Annotated in this window: 18 protein-coding genes; 6 read left to right on the top strand and 12 right to left on the bottom strand. The window is 57.3% G+C overall.

The genetic code is table 11. From position 1 onward, the window contains the following. The 8 genes from IFT84_RS05670 to IFT84_RS05635 form a co-directional block, all read right to left on the bottom strand. Positions 1-1,092, bottom strand: coding sequence for an acyl-CoA dehydrogenase family protein (locus tag IFT84_RS05670; RefSeq protein WP_192117706.1), 1,092 nt, complete (start codon positions 1,090-1,092; stop codon positions 1-3). A gap of 5 nt (positions 1,093-1,097) precedes the next feature. Beyond that, entirely contained in the window at positions 1,098-2,183 is a 1,086-nt protein-coding gene (locus tag IFT84_RS05665) for a glycosyltransferase (protein WP_192117705.1), read from the bottom strand. 113 nt (positions 2,184-2,296) lie between these two features. Continuing rightward, positions 2,297-3,448, bottom strand: a complete 1,152-nt coding sequence (locus tag IFT84_RS05660; RefSeq protein WP_192117704.1) for a Gfo/Idh/MocA family protein — start codon at positions 3,446-3,448, stop codon at positions 2,297-2,299. A 10-nt stretch (positions 3,449-3,458) separates the two neighbouring features. Next, entirely contained in the window at positions 3,459-4,205 is a 747-nt protein-coding gene (locus tag IFT84_RS05655) for a sugar phosphate isomerase/epimerase family protein (RefSeq protein ID WP_192117703.1), read from the bottom strand. Between the two features lie 64 nt (positions 4,206-4,269). After that, positions 4,270-5,358, bottom strand: coding sequence for an ABC transporter ATP-binding protein (locus IFT84_RS05650; RefSeq protein ID WP_192117702.1), 1,089 nt, complete (start codon positions 5,356-5,358; stop codon positions 4,270-4,272). A 4-nt stretch (positions 5,359-5,362) separates the two neighbouring features. Next, positions 5,363-6,271: a carbohydrate ABC transporter permease gene (locus IFT84_RS05645; protein WP_192117701.1), complete on the bottom strand. Its 909-nt coding sequence runs from the start codon at positions 6,269-6,271 to the stop codon at positions 5,363-5,365. A gap of 2 nt (positions 6,272-6,273) precedes the next feature. Further along, complete coding sequence (locus tag IFT84_RS05640) at positions 6,274-7,146, bottom strand: carbohydrate ABC transporter permease (protein ID WP_192118284.1); 873 nt, start codon at positions 7,144-7,146, stop codon at positions 6,274-6,276. A 139-nt stretch (positions 7,147-7,285) separates the two neighbouring features. Next, on the bottom strand, positions 7,286-8,527 hold the full coding sequence (locus IFT84_RS05635) for an ABC transporter substrate-binding protein (RefSeq protein WP_192117700.1): 1,242 nt from the start codon (positions 8,525-8,527) through the stop codon (positions 7,286-7,288). A 138-nt stretch (positions 8,528-8,665) separates the two neighbouring features. On the opposite strand from IFT84_RS05635, the gene IFT84_RS05630 reads away from it, so the two are divergent. After that, a complete protein-coding gene (locus IFT84_RS05630) occupies positions 8,666-9,268 on the top strand; it encodes a DUF922 domain-containing Zn-dependent protease (protein WP_192117699.1) in 603 nt (200 codons plus the stop codon). A 48-nt stretch (positions 9,269-9,316) separates the two neighbouring features. Here IFT84_RS05630 and IFT84_RS05625 read toward each other — a convergent pair whose 3' ends face one another. Next, positions 9,317-10,840: an aldehyde dehydrogenase (NADP(+)) gene (locus tag IFT84_RS05625; RefSeq protein WP_192117698.1), complete on the bottom strand. Its 1,524-nt coding sequence runs from the start codon at positions 10,838-10,840 to the stop codon at positions 9,317-9,319. 239 nt (positions 10,841-11,079) lie between these two features. Between IFT84_RS05625 and IFT84_RS05620 the strand changes: the two genes are divergently transcribed. Genes IFT84_RS05620 through solA form a run of 3 tightly spaced genes read left to right on the top strand, consistent with a single transcriptional unit; the run spans position 11,080 to position 13,870 of the window. Then, positions 11,080-12,018 carry a 2-dehydro-3-deoxygalactonokinase gene (locus IFT84_RS05620; RefSeq protein ID WP_192117697.1) on the top strand — a complete coding sequence of 313 codons (939 nt, stop codon included), beginning with the start codon at positions 11,080-11,082 and terminating at the stop codon, positions 12,016-12,018. Between the two features lie 41 nt (positions 12,019-12,059). Next, complete coding sequence (locus tag IFT84_RS05615; protein ID WP_192117696.1) at positions 12,060-12,698, top strand: 2-dehydro-3-deoxy-6-phosphogalactonate aldolase; 639 nt, start codon at positions 12,060-12,062, stop codon at positions 12,696-12,698. Positions 12,699-12,724: 26 nt separating this feature from the next. Next, positions 12,725-13,870, top strand: coding sequence for an N-methyl-L-tryptophan oxidase (solA, locus tag IFT84_RS05610; RefSeq protein WP_192117695.1), 1,146 nt, complete (start codon positions 12,725-12,727; stop codon positions 13,868-13,870). A gap of 10 nt (positions 13,871-13,880) precedes the next feature. Here the strand turns inward: solA and IFT84_RS05605 are convergent, their stop codons facing one another. The 3 genes from IFT84_RS05605 to IFT84_RS05595 all read right to left on the bottom strand — a co-directional run bounded on the left by IFT84_RS05605 (position 13,881) and on the right by IFT84_RS05595 (position 16,565). After that, positions 13,881-15,017 carry a M24 family metallopeptidase gene (locus IFT84_RS05605; RefSeq protein WP_446737579.1) on the bottom strand — a complete coding sequence of 379 codons (1,137 nt, stop codon included), beginning with the start codon at positions 15,015-15,017 and terminating at the stop codon, positions 13,881-13,883. Positions 15,018-15,037: 20 nt separating this feature from the next. Continuing rightward, entirely contained in the window at positions 15,038-15,784 is a 747-nt protein-coding gene (locus IFT84_RS05600) for a GntR family transcriptional regulator (protein WP_192117693.1), read from the bottom strand. A 76-nt stretch (positions 15,785-15,860) separates the two neighbouring features. Beyond that, positions 15,861-16,565, bottom strand: coding sequence for a TIGR02117 family protein (locus tag IFT84_RS05595; RefSeq protein ID WP_342212837.1), 705 nt, complete (start codon positions 16,563-16,565; stop codon positions 15,861-15,863). A gap of 215 nt (positions 16,566-16,780) precedes the next feature. Between IFT84_RS05595 and IFT84_RS05590 the strand changes: the two genes are divergently transcribed. Together IFT84_RS05590 and IFT84_RS05585 are read left to right on the top strand one after the other, a co-directional pair. After that, positions 16,781-17,065 (top strand): hypothetical protein, encoded by a 285-nt coding sequence (locus tag IFT84_RS05590; RefSeq protein WP_192117692.1) that lies wholly within the window; start codon positions 16,781-16,783, stop codon positions 17,063-17,065. Positions 17,066-17,312: 247 nt separating this feature from the next. Next, complete coding sequence (locus IFT84_RS05585) at positions 17,313-17,798, top strand: hypothetical protein (protein WP_192117691.1); 486 nt, start codon at positions 17,313-17,315, stop codon at positions 17,796-17,798. Positions 17,799-17,803: the final 5 nt, after the last annotated feature.

The following is a 17,803-nucleotide window of genomic DNA, read 5'->3' as shown; positions in this document are numbered from 1 at the left end:
TCAACAGTCATCGTTATTATGGCCTTCTTCATTTTGCGCCGGTTGCCATGCAGCCGATATGACGGCATTCCCGAATGCGGCCAGCGCGCCATCCGGGTTGGGCTGGCGCAGATAGGTGCGCAGGTCTCGCATCAGACGTTCATACGGATGAGGCGAAATCATGCCGGCTGCGCCAATGGCCTGCTCGGCTTCCTGCAGGACGTTCAGCGCTGCACTTTCCACCATATGCCTTGCCCCGTTGACGGTTGCCATCAACGTGGCAGCACGCGATTGATTTTCGGGTTCGTCCGCACAGGCCTTCCAGTCGCGAGCGCCTTTTTCCAGCCACAGGCAACAGGTCTCCACCGCTGTCGCCATGCGGCCGAGGCGGTGCGCCTGATAGGGATTGTCCGCTTTTCCGGTCTGGCGAAGATGATGAAGCGCGGTGTCAAACACCGCGTGTATGCCGCCCGTTTGCACAGCCAAAAAACGCAGCGCCCCAGCTGTAAACCAGGGTTGCGCGATATAGGCGTTAACGCCACCCAGCAACCAGTCCGGCGGCACCTCGACACCGCTCATATCCACAATATGGCTACCCGAAGCCTTCATACCCACCGGATGCCACCAGCTGCGGTCTACATGCAGCCCGTCTAAAGGCATAAAAATCATCTGCCGCCCCGCGTCACGCGGTGCGGTAACGATAGCGTGGGTCAAGCCATCCACGCCGGATGCGTAGTTCTTCCCGCCGGACAGGCGGTCGTTTTCAAGGGTTAGAGGTGCGGACGGGTCGTCCGTGTTCCACACGCCGAAACGCGCACCCTTCGCTAACAGGGCGTTTGCATGGTTCTTTTGCTCGACGGTCCCGGCTGCGTCTATCAGCCAGCAGGCGTTGACGTGACCTTCGTATATCCGTCCGGTGCTCAGATCTCCGCGCCCCACTGCGGTCAGCACCCGTAACAACGTTGCGATATCCGCCGCCGCAATCGGGGGTTTCTGCAGTAGGCCTTGGCTCGACAGAGTATCGAATGCGGCGTGGGGAAATGCGCGATCCCGGTCAAAATCCGCCGCATGGTGGGCAATGTCTGCTGTCAGAGAGGAACTCGAAAACGTCATGACCATCAGGCATCCGCTCGGCATGAAAGACGCTCTTCGAGATGCGTGATTGCCGCATGCACGGACACGGTTTGCGGCGGATCAATATGTTCGCTGTTAAATTGCTCAATCAGCGCCGCAATGGATACCGCTGACGTGCCAGTAAGCGGATAGACGGCAGGATCAAGGCGTAACCCGGCCATAACAGACAATGAACGCGGGAGTGGTTCGTCGATCAGTTTTCTCAACTGACGCCGGACATGGAGGCGTTCTTCCAGTGCGATTGGGCAGGCAACCAGCAACGGCAGGCCTTTTTCGGCATCCTCCGCCCACGTGCGCACGCAGTCGGCCATACCGCCCGGCGCGCGGCCAATGGTACGGGCCGATACGGTAACCTTCATATCCATGGGGTGGCGAAGTCGGTATCCGCTTGCACAGACCCGCGATATGAACGCCAGATCCTCCCGGAACGGCAGTGCCGGCATGCCCCCAACCGCTCTATACACATCGGCGCGCACTGCGATACTGGCCCCCGTATGATCATGATGGCGCGGCCAGGGATCATGGGCGACGGGATCAATCTGAGAGCAAAGTTCGTCGCACAAGGCGCTGTAGCGCGCATGAAGAGCGGCACGTTCCTGAAAACGAACGCCTAAGCGGGCCTCCTCCTCGGCGTCCCCGAATATGTGCCCGCCGACAGCATCGGCACCTTGGGCTATGGCGCGCAGCGTATTGGTGACCCATTCGCCATCGGGCTCTGCATCGGCATCACTTGTTAAGACAATGGTCTCACCGGTATCGGTGATGTCGGCGGCGGTATCCATCGCCATGCGTCGCGCTGATCCCACATGGGCCATGTCCGGCGAAAAATCGATTTGGACCATACGGATATCGAGATGTCTGAACTCATCTGTAAGCGCGCTTACGACCGATGCGGATGTATCCGTCGTGTTGTTCAAAACAAGGATGACCCGGAGCGGAAGCGCCCACAGTGAAGAGTGGGATTGCCGGTTCAAAGCCCGAAGAAGAAGAGGCAAGCGCACTTCCTCGTTCTTGGCCGGAATGGCAACCACCGGTGTGTATCTGGGAACTGGATCAGCCTGTGTTTTCATCTTGGTAGTCAAGACTTTAGACAGCGAAAGGTTCCCGGCTAACGCGAGTGCCTATCCGGCAGAGCAGAATTGCATCCGCCGGACAGGCCAAAATAGGAATGACGCCTGTACGATTACGATCCAGTCCGCAAAAGCGCGGTGGCCTCCTCTATGCCGAGCGCCGCCGGGCGGGTGCAGGTCGTCGTCAAATCGATAAAGCGCCCTTCTTCGCCAGAGCGGAGAATGGAGGTCAACACATCCACCACATGCAGCGCTCGTTCCAGTGAGCACCGTGCGTCGCGCTTCTCGATGATCGAGAGGGCGAAGTCTGCCAGACCGGCCGTTCGGTAATTGGCGACCATGCCTTCCGGCGTTTCGTAATTGTCCGGGTTGAAGGGATGGCTCCAGCCTTCGACCGCAGCAACGGTCTTGTCTGTGCCGCTGGCTTCCAGCGTCCCGCCGAAAAAGTTGGGGTCCGGCAGATAGAGCGAGCCATCCGTGCCATACAGCTCGGTGTAACCATGGCGATGAGACCACACATCCCAACTGGCAGAAAGCGTCACGACGGCGCCTGATGCAAATTCCAGCAGCGCGTGAATGGTTGTCGGCGTTTCAACGGTTAGAGTTTCACCATGGCGGGGTTGCGACGTGATGGTGCGCGTGGGTGATGGGATGCTGGACAAGGCCGCCACGCGTTTGACCGGGCCGATGAGGTTAATCAGATTGGTGACGTAATACGGTCCCATATCCAGAATGGGCCCACCGCCTTTTTTGAAGAAGAAGTCCGGGTTGGGATGCCAATGCTCCATGCCGTGCCCCATGATATGGGCTGTACCGGAGGTTATGGTCCCGAGTGTGCCATCGTCCACTGTCTTGCGCGCAAGCTGATGCGAGCCGCCCAGAAAGGTATCGGGTGCGCAACCGACTTTCAGCCCGTTTGCATCGGCCAGCGCCTTCAATTCCTGTCCCTGTTCCAGCGTCAAGACCAGCGGTTTCTCGGAATAGGCGTGTTTGCCCGCCTCCAGAATGCTTTTCGTAACAGCGAAATGGGCATCAGGAATTGTCAGGTTGAGGATGATATCGATATCGTCGCTTGCCAGCAGATCCTGCACACTGGAAGACCGGATGCCATACTCTGCCGCGCGTGTTTGCGCGGCCTCCTGGCTCATATCCGCGCAGGCCCGGACCTCAATGCCCTGAAATAAAGGCGCAAAAGTCAGATAGGTCGTGGAAATGTTGCCGCACCCGATAATGCCGATACCAAGTGTCTCTGAAGTTTGTCTCATGCTGATTTCCTTAGAAGGACTGGACGGTGGCAAGCGAGTTTTCGGCAAAGCGCACGTCATCGGATGGGTTGTCGTGTTCTACGATCAGGTATTTGACCGGCGTGGCTTTCAGCGCCAGCGCAATGGCCTGCCAATCCATCCGCCCATGGCCTACATCGGCCCAGCCATCTTCATCGGTGTTTTCACCCGCGACGGCGATGTCCTTGACATGGGCTGCGGTTATGCGCTGGCCGTGGCGCTTGATCCACTCCATCGGATTTGCCCCGCCGCGCACAATCCACGCAATATCCGCTTCCCATTCCAGATCGGGAGCGGCGGCAAAAATTAGTTCCTGAGGGATGGACCCGTCTTTCAGTGCCGCAAACTCAAAATCGTGATTGTGCCAGCCAAAGCCAAGACCGGCAGCCGTAAAGGGTGCTCCAGCGGCAGCGAGCCGCGCGCCCAGCGCGCTCCAGCCGTCTTTGTCTGTTGGGCGTTCGTCGGGGGTGAGATAGGGGCAATAGATGCGCTTCATGCCGAGTTGACGGGCAATGTCGAGTGCGGTGTCCGGCTCGTCTTCCAGCATGGCGATGCTGAAATGGCCGGTGGGCATGGCAAGACCAGCGGAATCCAAAGCCGCTCTCAACGTGGGAACATCGTCATACAGCCCCGCGTAGCCCTCTACATTTTTGTAGCCTTTGGCCGCCAGCATCGACAGCGTTTTTTCGATGGGTCCAAAATTGCGCGAGCTGTAGAGCTGGTAGGATATTGCGGTCATCGTTTTTTCCTCTTTACAGAGAGTTGACAGCTGTCAACTCTAATAGGCTATATTAAACAACGGCTTATAGACGATCCTGTGTACCGCCATCAAAGAGCGACGCCATTGCAGTATTGAATTGCACGCGCAGTCGTTCACCCGGCGTGAACCGCCGGCCTGCCTCGGTGCGCACAGACAGGGCGGTGCCCGCAACCCTCAGCCACACCAGCGTGTCTGCGCCCATGGGCTCCTCGATATCGACAACCGCCTCAAACGTTTCGCCCTGCGCTGTATCGTCCACCAGCCGTATGTGTTCAGGCCGCAAGCCCAGCGTGGCAAGCTGTGCGTCTCTTAATCGCGTTTCGGTCGGATAGGCTGTAAGCAACACATCTGTGTTGCCGAACTTGAAAACGGGTTGCCCTGCGACAATCGCAATCTGGCCTTGAATGAAATTCATCGACGGTGAGCCGAGGAAGCCAGCGACGAAAAGGTTGCGCGGACGGTTGTAGATCGTCAGCGGATCGGCCAGTTGCTGCACGATACCGCCTTTCATGACGGCGATACGATCGGCCAGCGTCAGCGCTTCGATCTGGTCGTGGGTGACGTAGATCATGGTGTTGCCCAGCGCATGGTGCAGGCGTTTGATTTCCACGCGCAATTCAGAGCGCAGCTTGGCATCCAGATTGGACAGCGGCTCATCGAATAAAAACACATCGACATCGCGCACCAGCGCGCGACCAATGGCAACACGCTGGCGCTGTCCGCCGGACAGCGCAGCGGGGCGGCGTTTAAGCAGAGGGGTGATCTGCAGGATTTCGGCAGCGCGGGCGATGCGCTTGTCAATTTCGGCTTTTGGCACGCCGGCGACGCGCAAGCCAAAACTCAGGTTTTTTTCCACGCTCATTTGCGGATACAGCGCGTAAGACTGAAACACCATGCCAATGCCCCGGTCCTTCGGCTCCTTCCACGTCACGTTTTTGTCTTTGATGAAAATCTGGCCCTCGGTTACCTCCAGCAGACCGGCGATGCAGTTGAGGAGTGTCGACTTGCCGCAACCGGAGGGGCCAAGCAGCACCAGAAACTCTCCCTCGCGAATATCGAGATTCAACTGTTCCAGCACGGTGACAGCACCGAAGCTCAACGACAGATCACGAATGGACACACTGTTTGTCATGCGCTTACCCCTTCACCGCACCCGCGGCGATGCCACGCACGAAATACTTGCCCGAGAAAAAATAGATGATGAGCGGCACAGCTCCGGTGAGAATGGTAGCAGCCATATTGACGTTGTACTCCTTCACCCCTTGGGCAGAATTGACGACATTGTTGAGTTGCACGGTCATGGGAAAGTTCTGTGTGCCGGCGAAGATCACGCCAAACAGAAAGTCGTTCCAGATGCCGGTGACCTGCAGAATGACGGCGACAACGAAGATGGGAACCGACATGGGCAACATGATCTGGAAGAAAATGCGCCAGAACCCGGCTCCATCCACCCGCGCAGCCTTGAACAGTTCCGGCGGCAAAGAGCTGAAATAGTTGCGAAACAGCAGTGTCAGGATCGGCATACCGAATATGGTGTGAATGACCACGATACCGGTGAGCGTGCCGAATATGCCGAGTTCTCGGGTGATGATCACAAGCGGGTAGAGCATGACTTGATAGGGAATGAACGCGCCGAACAGCAGGATGGTGAAGAACACCTCCGACCCCCGAAACTTCCAGTTGGACAGAGCGTAGCCGTTGACGGACGCAATCAGGATCGAGATGATCACGCTGGGAATGGCAATGCGCACCGAATTCCAGAAGCCCGTGCGGATGCCTTCGCAATAAAGACCGGTGCAGGCCGAACTCCATGCCTTGACCCACGGCTCAAACGTGATTTCCACCGGCGGCGCGAAGATATTGCCCAAACGGATCTCCGGCATGCCTTTCAGCGAGGTGACGATCATCACGTAAAGCGGCAGGAGATAGTAGAGTGCTGCGACAATCAGCACGCCGTAGAGCATGATAGTCTTGGGCGCAAAGCGGCGCTTGGGGCGCTTGCCCCACGGCTCGGAACCGGCTAGCGCTATGGTTGCGTCGGACATGATTACCGCCCCTTTCTGCCGTTGAATTCCATCAGCGCCCACGGCACGAGGATGATGAGAACGGTGGTGAGCATGACTGTAGACGCGGCCAGCCCCTGACCCAGATTGGCCCAGCCGAACATGAAGTCGTAGACATATTTGGCTGGGACTTCGGACGCGATGCCAGGCCCGCCCATGGTCATCGCCACCACCAGATCATAGAGTTTGACAATACCGGCAGCGATGAGAACAAGGGTGGTAACAAAGACGGGCCGCATCATGGGAATGATGATGAAAACATACGTCTTCCAGGTGGGAATGCCGTCTACCCGCGCGGCTTTCCATATGTCTTCATCAATGCCGCGCAGACCTGCCAGCATCAGTGCCATGACCAGACCGGTGCCTTGCCACAAACCGGCAATGACAATCGCGTAGATGACGAAATCACGATTAGAGAGCAGTTGCAGGCTGAAACTCTCAAAGCCGATATCGCGCACGATCTTCTCAATGCCGAGCGACGGATTGAACATCCACTGCCAGACAAGGCCGGTCACGATGAAGGACAGGGCGAAGGGGTAGAGAAAGATGGTGCGAAAGGTGTTTTCGAACCGGATTTTCTGGTCCATCAGCACGGCCAGAAGAAAACCGACGACAATGGAAAAGGTCAGCGACAGAACGCCGTAAATGGCGATATTCTTGACCGAAACCAGCCATCGCGATGAGCGAAACAGCCGCACGTATTGGTCGAAGCCCACGAAGTTGATCACGGGCAGGGATTTGGACGAGGTGAAGGAATACACCACCGTCCAGCCTGTACAGCCCACGAAGACAATTAGAACCGTCAGGATCAGCGGCAGTGCTGCAATCTTGGCATTCAGGTTTTTGAACAGCATCATCGGTTTTCGCGATGCAGGACGGGCACTCGGCTGTACCGGTAGGGTATCTGTCTGGCTCACAACATCCTCCTCCTTCCCAACGCTATATGCGGGGCTAGGCCGGACACATCCGGCCTTTACTCAACCGTTGCGGGATAGCTTATTGAGCCTGTTCGACGATTTGTGCGTATCGCTCCTGCGCATCCTCGATGGTCATATTGGGATCGGCGAAGAATTCTGCGGCCAGCCCCTCCATCTGCCCTTGCGTATCGGGTGCGCGGAGCATGTCACCGGACGGGATGATATTGTCGGGGTTTTCGAGAATCGCGATGCCCTTTTTCATGCACGCATTAGCGGCGTTCATATCCACATCGCCGCGCACGGGAACAGATCCCTTGGCAAGATTAAAGGCGACCTGCGCTTCCTTGGACAATATAATACTGGCAAGCCGCATTTGTGCCTTGGTCACTTCCGGGTCCTTGTTTTTGGGGAAATAGATGGCGTCGCCACCGGCTTCGAGCAGCGGCTTGTCGCCGAGGCCGGGCAGGCAGTCGTAATCCTGTCCGGCAACTTTTCCGGCCAGACTGAACTCGCCTTGCGCCCAGTCTCCCATGATCTGCCCTCCGGCTTTACCGGTCATGACCATGGCGGTGGCTTCGTTCCAGGATCGCCCGACATAACCGGGATCAGCATCGGCCCTGAGGGCCGCGAAGGCTTCCCAAACTTTGCGCATTTCGGGACCGCGTGCTGCCTCTGCATCGTGGTCCTTGTTGACCTTCAGGTAGAGGTCCTTGCCACCCACGGCGGCAGTCAGAACCGTATGGATTGCGCTGACCTGCCACGTATCGCCGGTTGCCAACGGCACGGTACCTTTTTCTTTCAGTTTTGGGGCAGCGGCTATGAACTCTTCAAGATTTTTCGGTGGCTCGACGCCCGCATCGCGAAAGGCCTGTGGATTGGTCCACATCCACTGCCATGAGTGAATATTGAGCGGAACACAGTAGATTTTGCCTTCGAATGTGCAGGATTCCAGCAGGCTGGCAGGGCGAACAAATGTCGCCCAGCCTTCTTTTTCGGCCAATTCGGTCAGGTCCGTCATCAGGCCCGCCTGCACCAGTTCTTCGGCCTGCCGTCCATGGTTAAGCTGTGTAGCGCCCATGGGATTGCCACCGAGAATACGGCTGACGATAACGGGTCGCGCGCCGTTGCCGCTTCCGGCAATAGCGGCGTCAACCCATGTATCCGTGCCGCTTTTGTTAAACTGGTCCGCCAGGACCTTGACAGCGGCGGCCTCGCCCCCGGAGGTCCACCAATGGGTAACCTCAAGGTTTGCCGCGTGTGAAATTGCTGAAAAGCACAGGAAAGTGGAGCCGGTTAAAACGGCTTTCAGGGCATAACGCATTCGATTCCTCCCAGATCTGAAACGTTACAGGTAGTAAAGTCTAATTTCTGAAACGTTGCAACCCCTGTGATGATATTGGTGGTTTTCATATGTTCAAAACCACGCTACATCGCTCCATCACAGTGGAGCTGATGCCTGATGACCATAGTACGAAGTGCAAGTGTCGTCGTCGCCTGCCTGCTTTTTTTGGTCGGAAGTGCGCAGGCTTGGACCGCAGAGGAAGTCATCAAGTCTTATCCGATCACCGGCACGACCGGAGCGGAACTCTATGCCTCCATTGGTGAACGCGGACCGAAGCTTGGACCCACGCGGGCCATTGCAGCCACCAGTTTCAAGCTGACCTGGACCCGGCGCTACGAGCGGCAAGGCGATGCCTGTACGCTGGTGACCGCGCGGCCAAAATTGCTGATAACCTACCAGCTGCCGAAGCCCTCGGCCAAACTGGCGGGCACAATGCCAGAGCGCTGGGCGGTGTTCATCTCCGGCGTAACCGCGCATGAACATGTGCATGGTGATATGATCCGCGACTTGGTGCGCAAGATAGAGGCCGCCACATTGGGGCTTTCCGTACCGGATGACCCGAACTGCATGAAGATCAAGACGGAGATGACCACTCGTCTGGGCGCGCTATCGCAGGAGCAGCGCCGCAAGAGCCGGGAGTTCGATGGTCAGGAATTGAGCAATGGCGGGCGCGTGCATCAGCTTATTCTTGATCTGGTCAACGGAGATCGTGAACCTTGATTGCGTTGAGTGCGGGAGAGGGCCTGCCTCTCCCGCTTCTCTTTGCCTTTAGGCCAGGGCGGCTGGCAGCAGGGCTGCGGGCAAGTCCTGATAGCAAACCGGGCGCAGGAAGCGATAGATTGCCAAAGTGCCGACCGAGGTCGAGCGGCCGTCGGACGTTGACGGGTAAGGACCGCCGTGTACCATGGCTGGTGACACTTCCACACCGGTTCCAAAACCGTTGACGAGAATACGGCCTGCCAGCAGTTCCAGCGTTGGCAACAACGTCTTTGCTTGCGCGTTGTCTGCCTCATCGACATGAAGCGCAACGGTGAGCTGCCCCTCCAGCGCATCCAGAACGGCCTGAAGTTCAGCCGTATCCTTGCAGCGAACAAGAAGACCGGCAGCGCCAAAGACTTCATCCTGCAACTCGTGATGCGCAATAAAATCGGCACCCGTCGTCTCGAAAAATGCCGCACGGCCCTGCGTTGCTTCGCCAGCTACACCCTCGGCCAATTTCTTGACCTTGCCATGGCTACCGAGCTTTTCGACGCCGGAGGTATAGGCCTTGCAAATGCCGCCAGTCAGCATGGTCTGAGCCGGGGCTTTGCTCAAAGCCTCGCTTGCCGCGCTGATGAACGCATCCAGCCCTTCACCCTCAACGGCCAGAATAAGGCCCGGATTGGTGCAGAACTGTCCTGCACCCAGCGTCAGCGAGGCCGCGAATGCCGTGCCGATCGCTGCGCCGCGATTTTTGAGCGCGTTTGGAAACAGGATGACCGGATTGATGGAGCTCATCTCGGCGTAGACAGGGATAGGCTGCTTGCGCTCGGACGCGATCTTCATCAAAGCAGTTCCGCCGACACGCGAACCGGTAAAGCCAACGGCGCGGATGCGGTGATCGGCCACCAGACCCTGACCGATTTCACGACCGGAATCAAACAGCAGAGCGAAGGTGCCTACAGGCAGGCCACAATCGGCAACGGCTTTCTGAACGGCACGGCCGACCAGTTCCGATGTGCCGGGGTGAGCCGAGTGCGCCTTGACGATGACGGGGCAGCCAGCGGCCAACGCCGAGGCCGTATCACCACCGGCGACCGAAAAGGCGAGCGGAAAGTTGGAAGCGCCAAACACCGCAACGGGGCCGATAGCAATGTTGCGAAGGCGCAGATCCGGCTTTGCCGCGGGCTTACGCTCCGGGTCGGCAGCATCGAAACGCAGTTCCTGAAACTTGCCGGACCGGACTTCCGTTGCAAAAAGCCGAAGCTGGCCAACGGTGCGCCCGCGCTCACCCTCGATGCGACCCTTAGGCAGGCCGGTTTCAGCCATGGCGCGTTCCACCAGCGTGTCGCCAATGTCCAGAATATTCTGCGCAATGGTCTCCAGAAACGCAGCGCGGTCTTCCAGTGATGTTTCACGGTAAATCGGAAATGCATCCCAAGCCAGCGCAGCAGCCTGTTCCAGATCCTGGCTGGTTGCGCCGCCGAATGAGACCGGAAGCTTGTTGCCGGATGCCGCATCCACGCCGAGTATTTCACCGTTCTGGCCGCGCAGGGCCTTGCCGCCAATGAGAATTTCGCCTGTCAATGTCATATGTCGTGTCCTCCAACGTCAGCGACCGTGCCGCCTGCCTGTGTTGGAACGGGTTATACAGCAGTCATCGCCACAGGCTATACACCAACGACATTTTTTCAGACAAAAGTCATACTTTTGTGCTGTAACACGCGATCAGCCGACCTCGTGGCATTGACCCCTTTTGGCAATGGCAGTATCCGGGTTTCAGCTTGCGGGCCAAGGGCACTGGTCGTGCATATTTTGGGAGAGGAACCGTCATGACCGCGCAGCAGCCCGCGTCCCCGCCTGTAGCAGGCGATGCTTTTTGCGCCATCGTGGATTGGGGAACGAGCAGTTTCCGCCTTTGGCTGGTTGCGCGCGACGGGCAGGTAATTGGTGAACGCCGCAGCCATGAAGGCATGATGCACTGTTCTCAAACGGGATTCGAGCCTGTTCTAAGTGCCCATTTGCAGGCGTTGGCAGCACCTGCGAAACTGCCTGTGCTGATCTGCGGGATGGCAGGTGCGAAGCAGGGATGGAAGGAAGCCAGCTATCTGGCAACGCCCACGGCATTGGGTGAGCTGTCCGACCATGCCGTCTCGGTATCCTCCGCCCTGGGCGACGTTCGCATCCTGCCGGGGCTTGCGCAGCGCGATGTGGACGCGCCCGATGTCATGCGCGGAGAGGAAACACAGCTGCTGGGCGTGTCGCGCCGCATGCAAACCGGACTTGTCTGCATGCCCGGCACCCATAGCAAATGGGTACTGCTGGAAACCGGAGAGGTCAGAGGGTTTGCCACATTCATGACCGGTGAACTGTTCGCGGTCATTTCCAAACATTCTATCTTGTCTCACGCAGTTGATGACGCGCGCCCGGATGGCGAGCACCCCGCCTTTGTGCGGGCGGTGGATGCCGCCCTGGGAAACCCCGGCATGGCATTCGGTCAGTTGTTTTCTGTCCGCGCTGCGCAACTTCTCGGGTTTGAGGACAAGAGCGACGGCGCTGCGCATCTCTCCGGCCTTTTGATTGGCGCAGAAATTTCTGCCATCAAGCAGCGCTACGGTACAGGGCAGGGCGTTACATTGGTTGCCTCCGGCTCGCTGACGGCACTCTATGAGAGCGCTCTCGTGCGTGCCGGTTTTAGCATAGCCACGGTGGATGCTGACGAATGTGTGAGAACCGGACTTTTTGAAGCAGCGCTGAAGCTCTGGGGCTGAAACACGCTGACAGGACCATGACTGTCTAACGAGGAAACATGATGACCAACCGTATTGCCTGGCCGATTTTGCGCCGCAGCCTAGTTGCCATTCTGCGCGGTGTGCGCCCGGACGAGGTGGAGGGTATCGTCGGCGCGTTGATCGAGGAAGGGTTCGAGGCCATCGAAGTGCCGCTCAACTCTCCCGATCCGATCTCATCGATTGAGAAAATTGCCAAAACCTTTGGCGCGAGCTGCCTTATTGGCGGCGGGACGATGTTGAGCGTTGAAGATGTGGACCGCGTGGCCGATGTGGGCGGCAAGTTGATGGTCAGCCCCAATGTCGATCCGGAGGTGATTGCCCGCACGACCGAGCGGGGGCTGGTGTCCATGCCAGGCGTCTTCACGCCGAGCGAGGCCCTGCTGGCGCTGAAAAGTGGCGCGTCGGCGCTGAAATTTTTTCCAGCGGGTGCGCTGGGTGTTGCGGGCATTTCCGCGATCAAGCCAATTCTGCCGAAAGACGCAATCATCGGTGCGGTGGGCGGCGTATCGGACATATCCTTTGCAGACTATGCCAAAATTGGCATTCGCACATTCGGACTGGGTTCAAGCCTCTATAAACCGGGAGATGGCGTGGAAACCGTACGGACCCGCGCTAAAGCTGCCATTCAGGCTTATGATGCCGCTTTTGCACACGAATAAGCTGTCAGCAATACAGGGTAAGACATATGTCCGATCAGTTTGATGTGGCCGTCATCGGTCTTGGTGCCATGGGTAGCGCTGCTGCTTCGCATCTTGCGGCGCGGGGTGCCAAGGTCATCGGTTTTGACGCGAGCTTTCCCGCGCATGTGCTGAGTTCGTCTCACGGCGACAGCCGGTTGATCCGCCTTGGTTATTTCGAAGACCCGTCCTATGTGCCGCTGCTGAAGCGCGCCTACGAAAACTGGTGGGCACTGGAAAACAGGCTACGGGAAACCGTGCTAACGCTGACCGGCGTGCTGCAGATCGGCAAGCCGGATGGCAAGATCGTGAGTGGAACGAAATCCTCCTGCGCGCTCTACGGCCTCGCGCATCAGGTTCTGGACTCAGACGAAATGCGCAATCGCTTTCCGGCCTTTGCGCTGGACGATGATGAGGTTGCCGTTCTGGACCCGCAAGGCGGCTATTTGCGCCCGGAAGCCGCCATCATGGGCTATATTCGACTTGCGGCGAGCGACGGAGCTGTCTTTCATTTCGGTGAAAAGGTTTTGAGGATCGAAACGGACGAAACCGGCGTTACCATCGTTTCAGCCACAGACCGTTACCGGGCGTCGAAAGTCATTGTTGCGACCGGCTCGTGGATTTCCGAACTGGTGCCGACCTTGCGGGACCATGCGGTTCCGATCCGCCAGGTGGTGGCGTGGTACCAGCCCAAGGACGGATTTGTTACGACGCCGCAACGAATGCCTGCTTTCCTGCGAGACGAAGGCGTGGAGAGTTTCTTCGGTTTCCCAATGATCGGTGTCGATGGCATAAAGGTTGGGCAACACGCGCATTTCCGCGAGACAATTGATCCCGACCGTCCCAACCCACCCGTCAACGACGCCGATGTAGCACTCTTGGATGATTTCATTTCCCGCCGACTGCCTGCGGCGGCGGGGCTTCGGGTCCGTGCCATCACGTGCCGCTACACCATGTTGCCGAGCGAGGATTTTCTCATTGATCTGCTGCCCAGCGACCCTCGCATTGTTGTCGCTTCGCCGTGTTCGGGACACGGTTTCAAGTTCACCAGCGTCATTGGTGAAATATTGGCGGATCTCGCATTGAATGGCGAGACTGCGTTGCCAATCAAAGCATTTTCGTTTCAGAAACTGCTCCATTTTTCTGTCCGCTGACGGTCATTGGTCAGGCGAAGGGTTCTGTTGGCCCCTTCGCAGGTGTGGTAAACCAGTGTGGACCATCATCAGCCATGTAAATATGGTCTTCCAGCCGCACGCCGAACTGGCCGGGAATGACGATCATCGGTTCGTTGGACACACACATCCCCGCCTTCAAAGACGTGACATTACCGCGAACCAGGTAGGGTTCTTCGTGTATCTCCAGTCCGAGACCATGACCGGCGCGATGGGGCAGGCCCGGAAGATCGTAGCCGGGGCCAAGGCCATGGGAGACAAGTACGGCGCGGGCAGCATCGTCCAGCGTTCCGCAGGGAGCTCCCAGCTGGGCAGCATCAAACACGGCTTGCTGCGCTTCCCGCTCGATGTGCCAGATGCGTGAAAACTCCGCGCTTGGCTCATCCAGAGCATAGGTGCGGGTCAGATCGGAATGATAGCCATCGATGCGACAGCCGGTATCAACCAGAACAACATCACCGGCCCGGTAGGTCTGGTCACCGTCAGCACCATGGGGCAGGGACGTCGCCTTGCCAAACGAGACGATGCTGAACGTCGATCCATTATCGGCACCCAGTTCCCGGTGCTGATCATCGATGTAGCGCGCAACCTCCGACGCGCGGATGCCCGGACGGATAATGGCATGGGCGCGGCGTTGTACCTCCATTGTCAGCGTCATAGCATATTGAATGAGCGCGATCTCGTTTAACGACTTGCACAGCCGTAAATCACGGATCATACGTCCGCCGTCGGTCAGCCGGGAGGCACCGAAGACTCTCACCAGGGCATGATAGACGAAGAGAGGAAGTGCATCATCCAGCGCGAGTGATGCCGCCGGGTCAATCAGACGCGAAACCAGCGCTGCGCTGCTTTCGTCTTCTTCCCATGTCAGAATATCGCCATCGAGCTTGGGCAAACTGTCGACACGGCTTCGTTCAAATCCGGGGACAATGTAGGTTAAGCTTGCGGGCGTCACCACCGCGCCAACGAGACGTTCGCTTGCGTGCCAGACCAACCCGGTAAAATAGCGCAGGCTTTCGGTTGAACCCAGAAGAAGACCGCCGACACGATTGTCGATCAGGCACTGTTGCAGGCGAGCGAGCCGCAACCGGCGTTCGGCGTCACCAATGGGAGAGGCGGGTGTGAACATAGTCATCGATTATACTGCAATCACAGATTCTTGATCTGGCGTGCTGTGGTTTCACGGCCGACATAGTCCTGTATCTGGCGCACGATCTGCGCTGCGTGCTCCATGGACAAAGCGTCCGCCTTCTCGATATCACCGGCTTCTATCGCAGAGATCATTTCCTCATGCTCATCGACATATTGCCGGGGCAGGCGATCGTCGAATGTCGAGTAATACAGCCGCAGAATGCGTCGGCCTTCGTCCAACAGGCGCGCAAAAAAAGCGGTATAGTACGTATTGCCCGCACGTTCGGCGATGGCCACGTGAAAATCCCGGTTTGCCTCGATCATCGCATACGCATCGCGGGCGTCCACGGCGCGGGCGAAACTTGCCTGATGCAGTCGGATATCCGCCATGGTGGCGTCATTTCGGCGGGCGGCTGCGCCGCGCGTCGTAACACGGTACATCAATGTCAGCGCGTCGAAGTAGGTCGGCAGGCTGGCGAAATCGATCGTCGATACGATTGTGCTACGATTGGGAAGCGTCGTGACCAGACCATCGGCCGACAGGCGCAAGAGCGCTTCGCGAACCGGGGTTCTGGACATGCCGAACCGTTCCGACAGTTTCACCTCATCCAGCGCGCTACCCGGCTGCAACGTCATGGCGAGAATCTCATTACGAATTGCCGCGTAGACGGTTTGCGTGCCGGAACCGCGTGCACGTGCCGGATCAGCGCTTTCCGCACCAGTTGCGTCCTGACGCGTGGGACGAGATTTGGGGATTGGCTTCATAAGTGTTCCATTGGTTTGCCGGGATCCGGTCAACAGGTTGACCAAACCAAACAGATTCTGGCAACGAAGGCCATAGTCATTTGGGCGCAGCATATCGACCCTGCCTTCGGCGCGGTTCGTTGTGCAGAGATAGCGAACGGGTCAACAGCGGTGGTAATGGCGTCCAGGCGCCGGTGACAAACCCGGCACGGTGAAGCGCCGCAGCCGTCCAGGTGTTGCAGCCAACCAAGGCATTGAAGGACCCATTTGCCTCATAGAAGAGATCGTTCAGTCCGTAGGAGAAGCCGCTGAGCACGACAGGCCCGTTCGGTCCTCTTGTGAAACTGGCTTCGATAAAGGACAGCAATGATGTCATGCCGTCTGGGCTGACCTCCAGCGGCAACACGCCTTCCTGCGGCAGGTTGAAATCGCCCGTCAGTTCAACATGGAGAACGGAACGATCAATGGTCAGACTACGGAACGCTGGCCAGAACTTGAGATCCGCCCAGGTGGGCGTTTCCGTATAAAAAGAGCGACCGCCCCAGCCAAAAACGATATACTGGGCTCCTGATGCCTCTGCTAGCAGACCATCCGCCTTTAAGAATGCAAACCGTTTCAGCAGGTCTGCTGAAACGGGTATGGCAATATCTGTGTGTATCGGATTGCTCAAAACCAGAATACGGGCCGAACCGGCCACAATCGGCTGTGAATGGAAAGGTCGTGGAATGACTACCCCGAACACGAGCGCCAGCACGATGAAAAGCACTGGTGTGAGGACGAATTTCAGGATCTTTCGTTTCACATCCGGGTTTCCATAACAGTTGACGATGTCCTCTATCGCGTTTGGGAGGACGACATCCAGTGTATTCGACAACTGAGATACGGTTTCGGGCAGTTTTTGAGCGTCCTTTATCGCTTTTCTCTCAACAACCTGTCATGAGAGGGCATTGACGCAGAGCACGGCCCGCAGGGCGGCTCGATAGCTAAACCTCACACCCGAGGTATCAAGGATAGAATATGACCACGCTGACACCGACTCAAATCAGAGGGCTCAAGCTTGCAAAGGAGGGGACACTGCACCCCCAGCCTGCCAAGAAATGGACCCATCTGAATGCAACAATTACCTACGCAAAGTCGGACCGCTTTCAGGAACGCCCTCAGAAGGTAAAGTTTCTGACGACCACGACGCTGACAGAGCTGAAAGAAATGGGCCTGTTGCAGGAATCAGCGACAAATGAGGGTGACGAGCAGGTTCACGAAATTACCATGGCCGGAAAAATGTGGTTGCTGAAAAACAAGTAACGTCATTTGCTACAGCGGCGCAGTGGTCGGGGACTCCGGCCACCTGCGCCAAAAGGTTGTAACGATCAAAAATCAACCATCGGTAGTATATACCGTCTGCGTGCGGACTTTTACAGTCGCTCATTACTGTTTGTTATCTCTAATTTCGTCCAGTTGCCAATTTAGAGATTCCTATGATTATAATAATAGATATACGGACGCTGGGTTGTTACATTGTGAAAGCAACACTGACCGGGATCTATTTTGTATGCGTTTTCTTTCGTTTGTTTTCATAAGCGCCGCATTTATTTTTATCGCTCCGCACCTGACCAGTGCCAGCGAAGCAGAAGCCTCTCGATCGTCTGTGTCAACGACAGAGGGAACTGCTCTTGTTGTCAGTGTTTCGGATCTCGACAGCCTGCCACAGACAGCGTTTTCGACAACGACTCCATGGCATGCCGAGCCTGCTCGGTTCTCCGGCGTCCTGCTGAAAGACTATTTGTCGGCCAAGAATATTACGGCAAAAAAATTACGTTTCGTGGCCCTCAACGATTACGTTGTTGAATCGGATGTTGATATCATGGTGGACGGTGGCGCAATACTGGCGACACGCATGAACGGTCAAACGTTGTCGATCAGTGAAAAAGGACCTGTTTTTATTCTATTCAATTTCGACGGCGAGTCCTCGCTGCAACACCCGATTTACTACACCCGCTCTGTATGGCAGCTCGATAAGATCGAAATACCGGAATGAAAAAC

Source organism: Rhizobium sp. CFBP 8762 (assembly GCF_014841565.1).
Taxonomy (GTDB): domain Bacteria; phylum Pseudomonadota; class Alphaproteobacteria; order Rhizobiales; family Rhizobiaceae; genus CFBP-8762.
The sequence above is the reverse complement of the archived record's forward strand: the minus strand, read 5'-3'. Positions and strand labels throughout refer to the sequence as shown.

Bases quoted from the DNA above. Each gene is read 5' to 3' on its own strand.
- IFT84_RS05670 (WP_192117706.1), bottom strand. From the start codon at position 1,092: ATGACGTTTTCGAGTTCCTCTCTGACAGCAGACATTGCCCACCATGCG.
- IFT84_RS05665 (WP_192117705.1), bottom strand. From the start codon at position 2,183: ATGAAAACACAGGCTGATCCAGTTCCCAGATACACACCGGTGGTTGCC.
- IFT84_RS05660 (WP_192117704.1), bottom strand. From the start codon at position 3,448: ATGAGACAAACTTCAGAGACACTTGGTATCGGCATTATCGGGTGCGGC.
- IFT84_RS05655 (WP_192117703.1), bottom strand. From the start codon at position 4,205: ATGACCGCAATATCCTACCAGCTCTACAGCTCGCGCAATTTTGGACCC.
- IFT84_RS05650 (WP_192117702.1), bottom strand. From the start codon at position 5,358: ATGACAAACAGTGTGTCCATTCGTGATCTGTCGTTGAGCTTCGGTGCT.
- IFT84_RS05645 (WP_192117701.1), bottom strand. From the start codon at position 6,271: ATGTCCGACGCAACCATAGCGCTAGCCGGTTCCGAGCCGTGGGGCAAG.
- IFT84_RS05640 (WP_192118284.1), bottom strand. From the start codon at position 7,146: ATGATGCTGTTCAAAAACCTGAATGCCAAGATTGCAGCACTGCCGCTG.
- IFT84_RS05635 (WP_192117700.1), bottom strand. From the start codon at position 8,527: ATGCGTTATGCCCTGAAAGCCGTTTTAACCGGCTCCACTTTCCTGTGC.
- IFT84_RS05630 (WP_192117699.1), top strand. From the start codon at position 8,666: ATGACCATAGTACGAAGTGCAAGTGTCGTCGTCGCCTGCCTGCTTTTT.
- IFT84_RS05625 (WP_192117698.1), bottom strand. From the start codon at position 10,840: ATGACATTGACAGGCGAAATTCTCATTGGCGGCAAGGCCCTGCGCGGC.
- IFT84_RS05620 (WP_192117697.1), top strand. From the start codon at position 11,080: ATGACCGCGCAGCAGCCCGCGTCCCCGCCTGTAGCAGGCGATGCTTTT.
- IFT84_RS05615 (WP_192117696.1), top strand. From the start codon at position 12,060: ATGACCAACCGTATTGCCTGGCCGATTTTGCGCCGCAGCCTAGTTGCC.
- solA (WP_192117695.1), top strand. From the start codon at position 12,725: ATGTCCGATCAGTTTGATGTGGCCGTCATCGGTCTTGGTGCCATGGGT.
- IFT84_RS05605 (WP_446737579.1), bottom strand. From the start codon at position 15,017: ATGTTCACACCCGCCTCTCCCATTGGTGACGCCGAACGCCGGTTGCGG.
- IFT84_RS05600 (WP_192117693.1), bottom strand. From the start codon at position 15,784: ATGAAGCCAATCCCCAAATCTCGTCCCACGCGTCAGGACGCAACTGGT.
- IFT84_RS05590 (WP_192117692.1), top strand. From the start codon at position 16,781: ATGACCACGCTGACACCGACTCAAATCAGAGGGCTCAAGCTTGCAAAG.
- IFT84_RS05585 (WP_192117691.1), top strand. From the start codon at position 17,313: ATGCGTTTTCTTTCGTTTGTTTTCATAAGCGCCGCATTTATTTTTATC.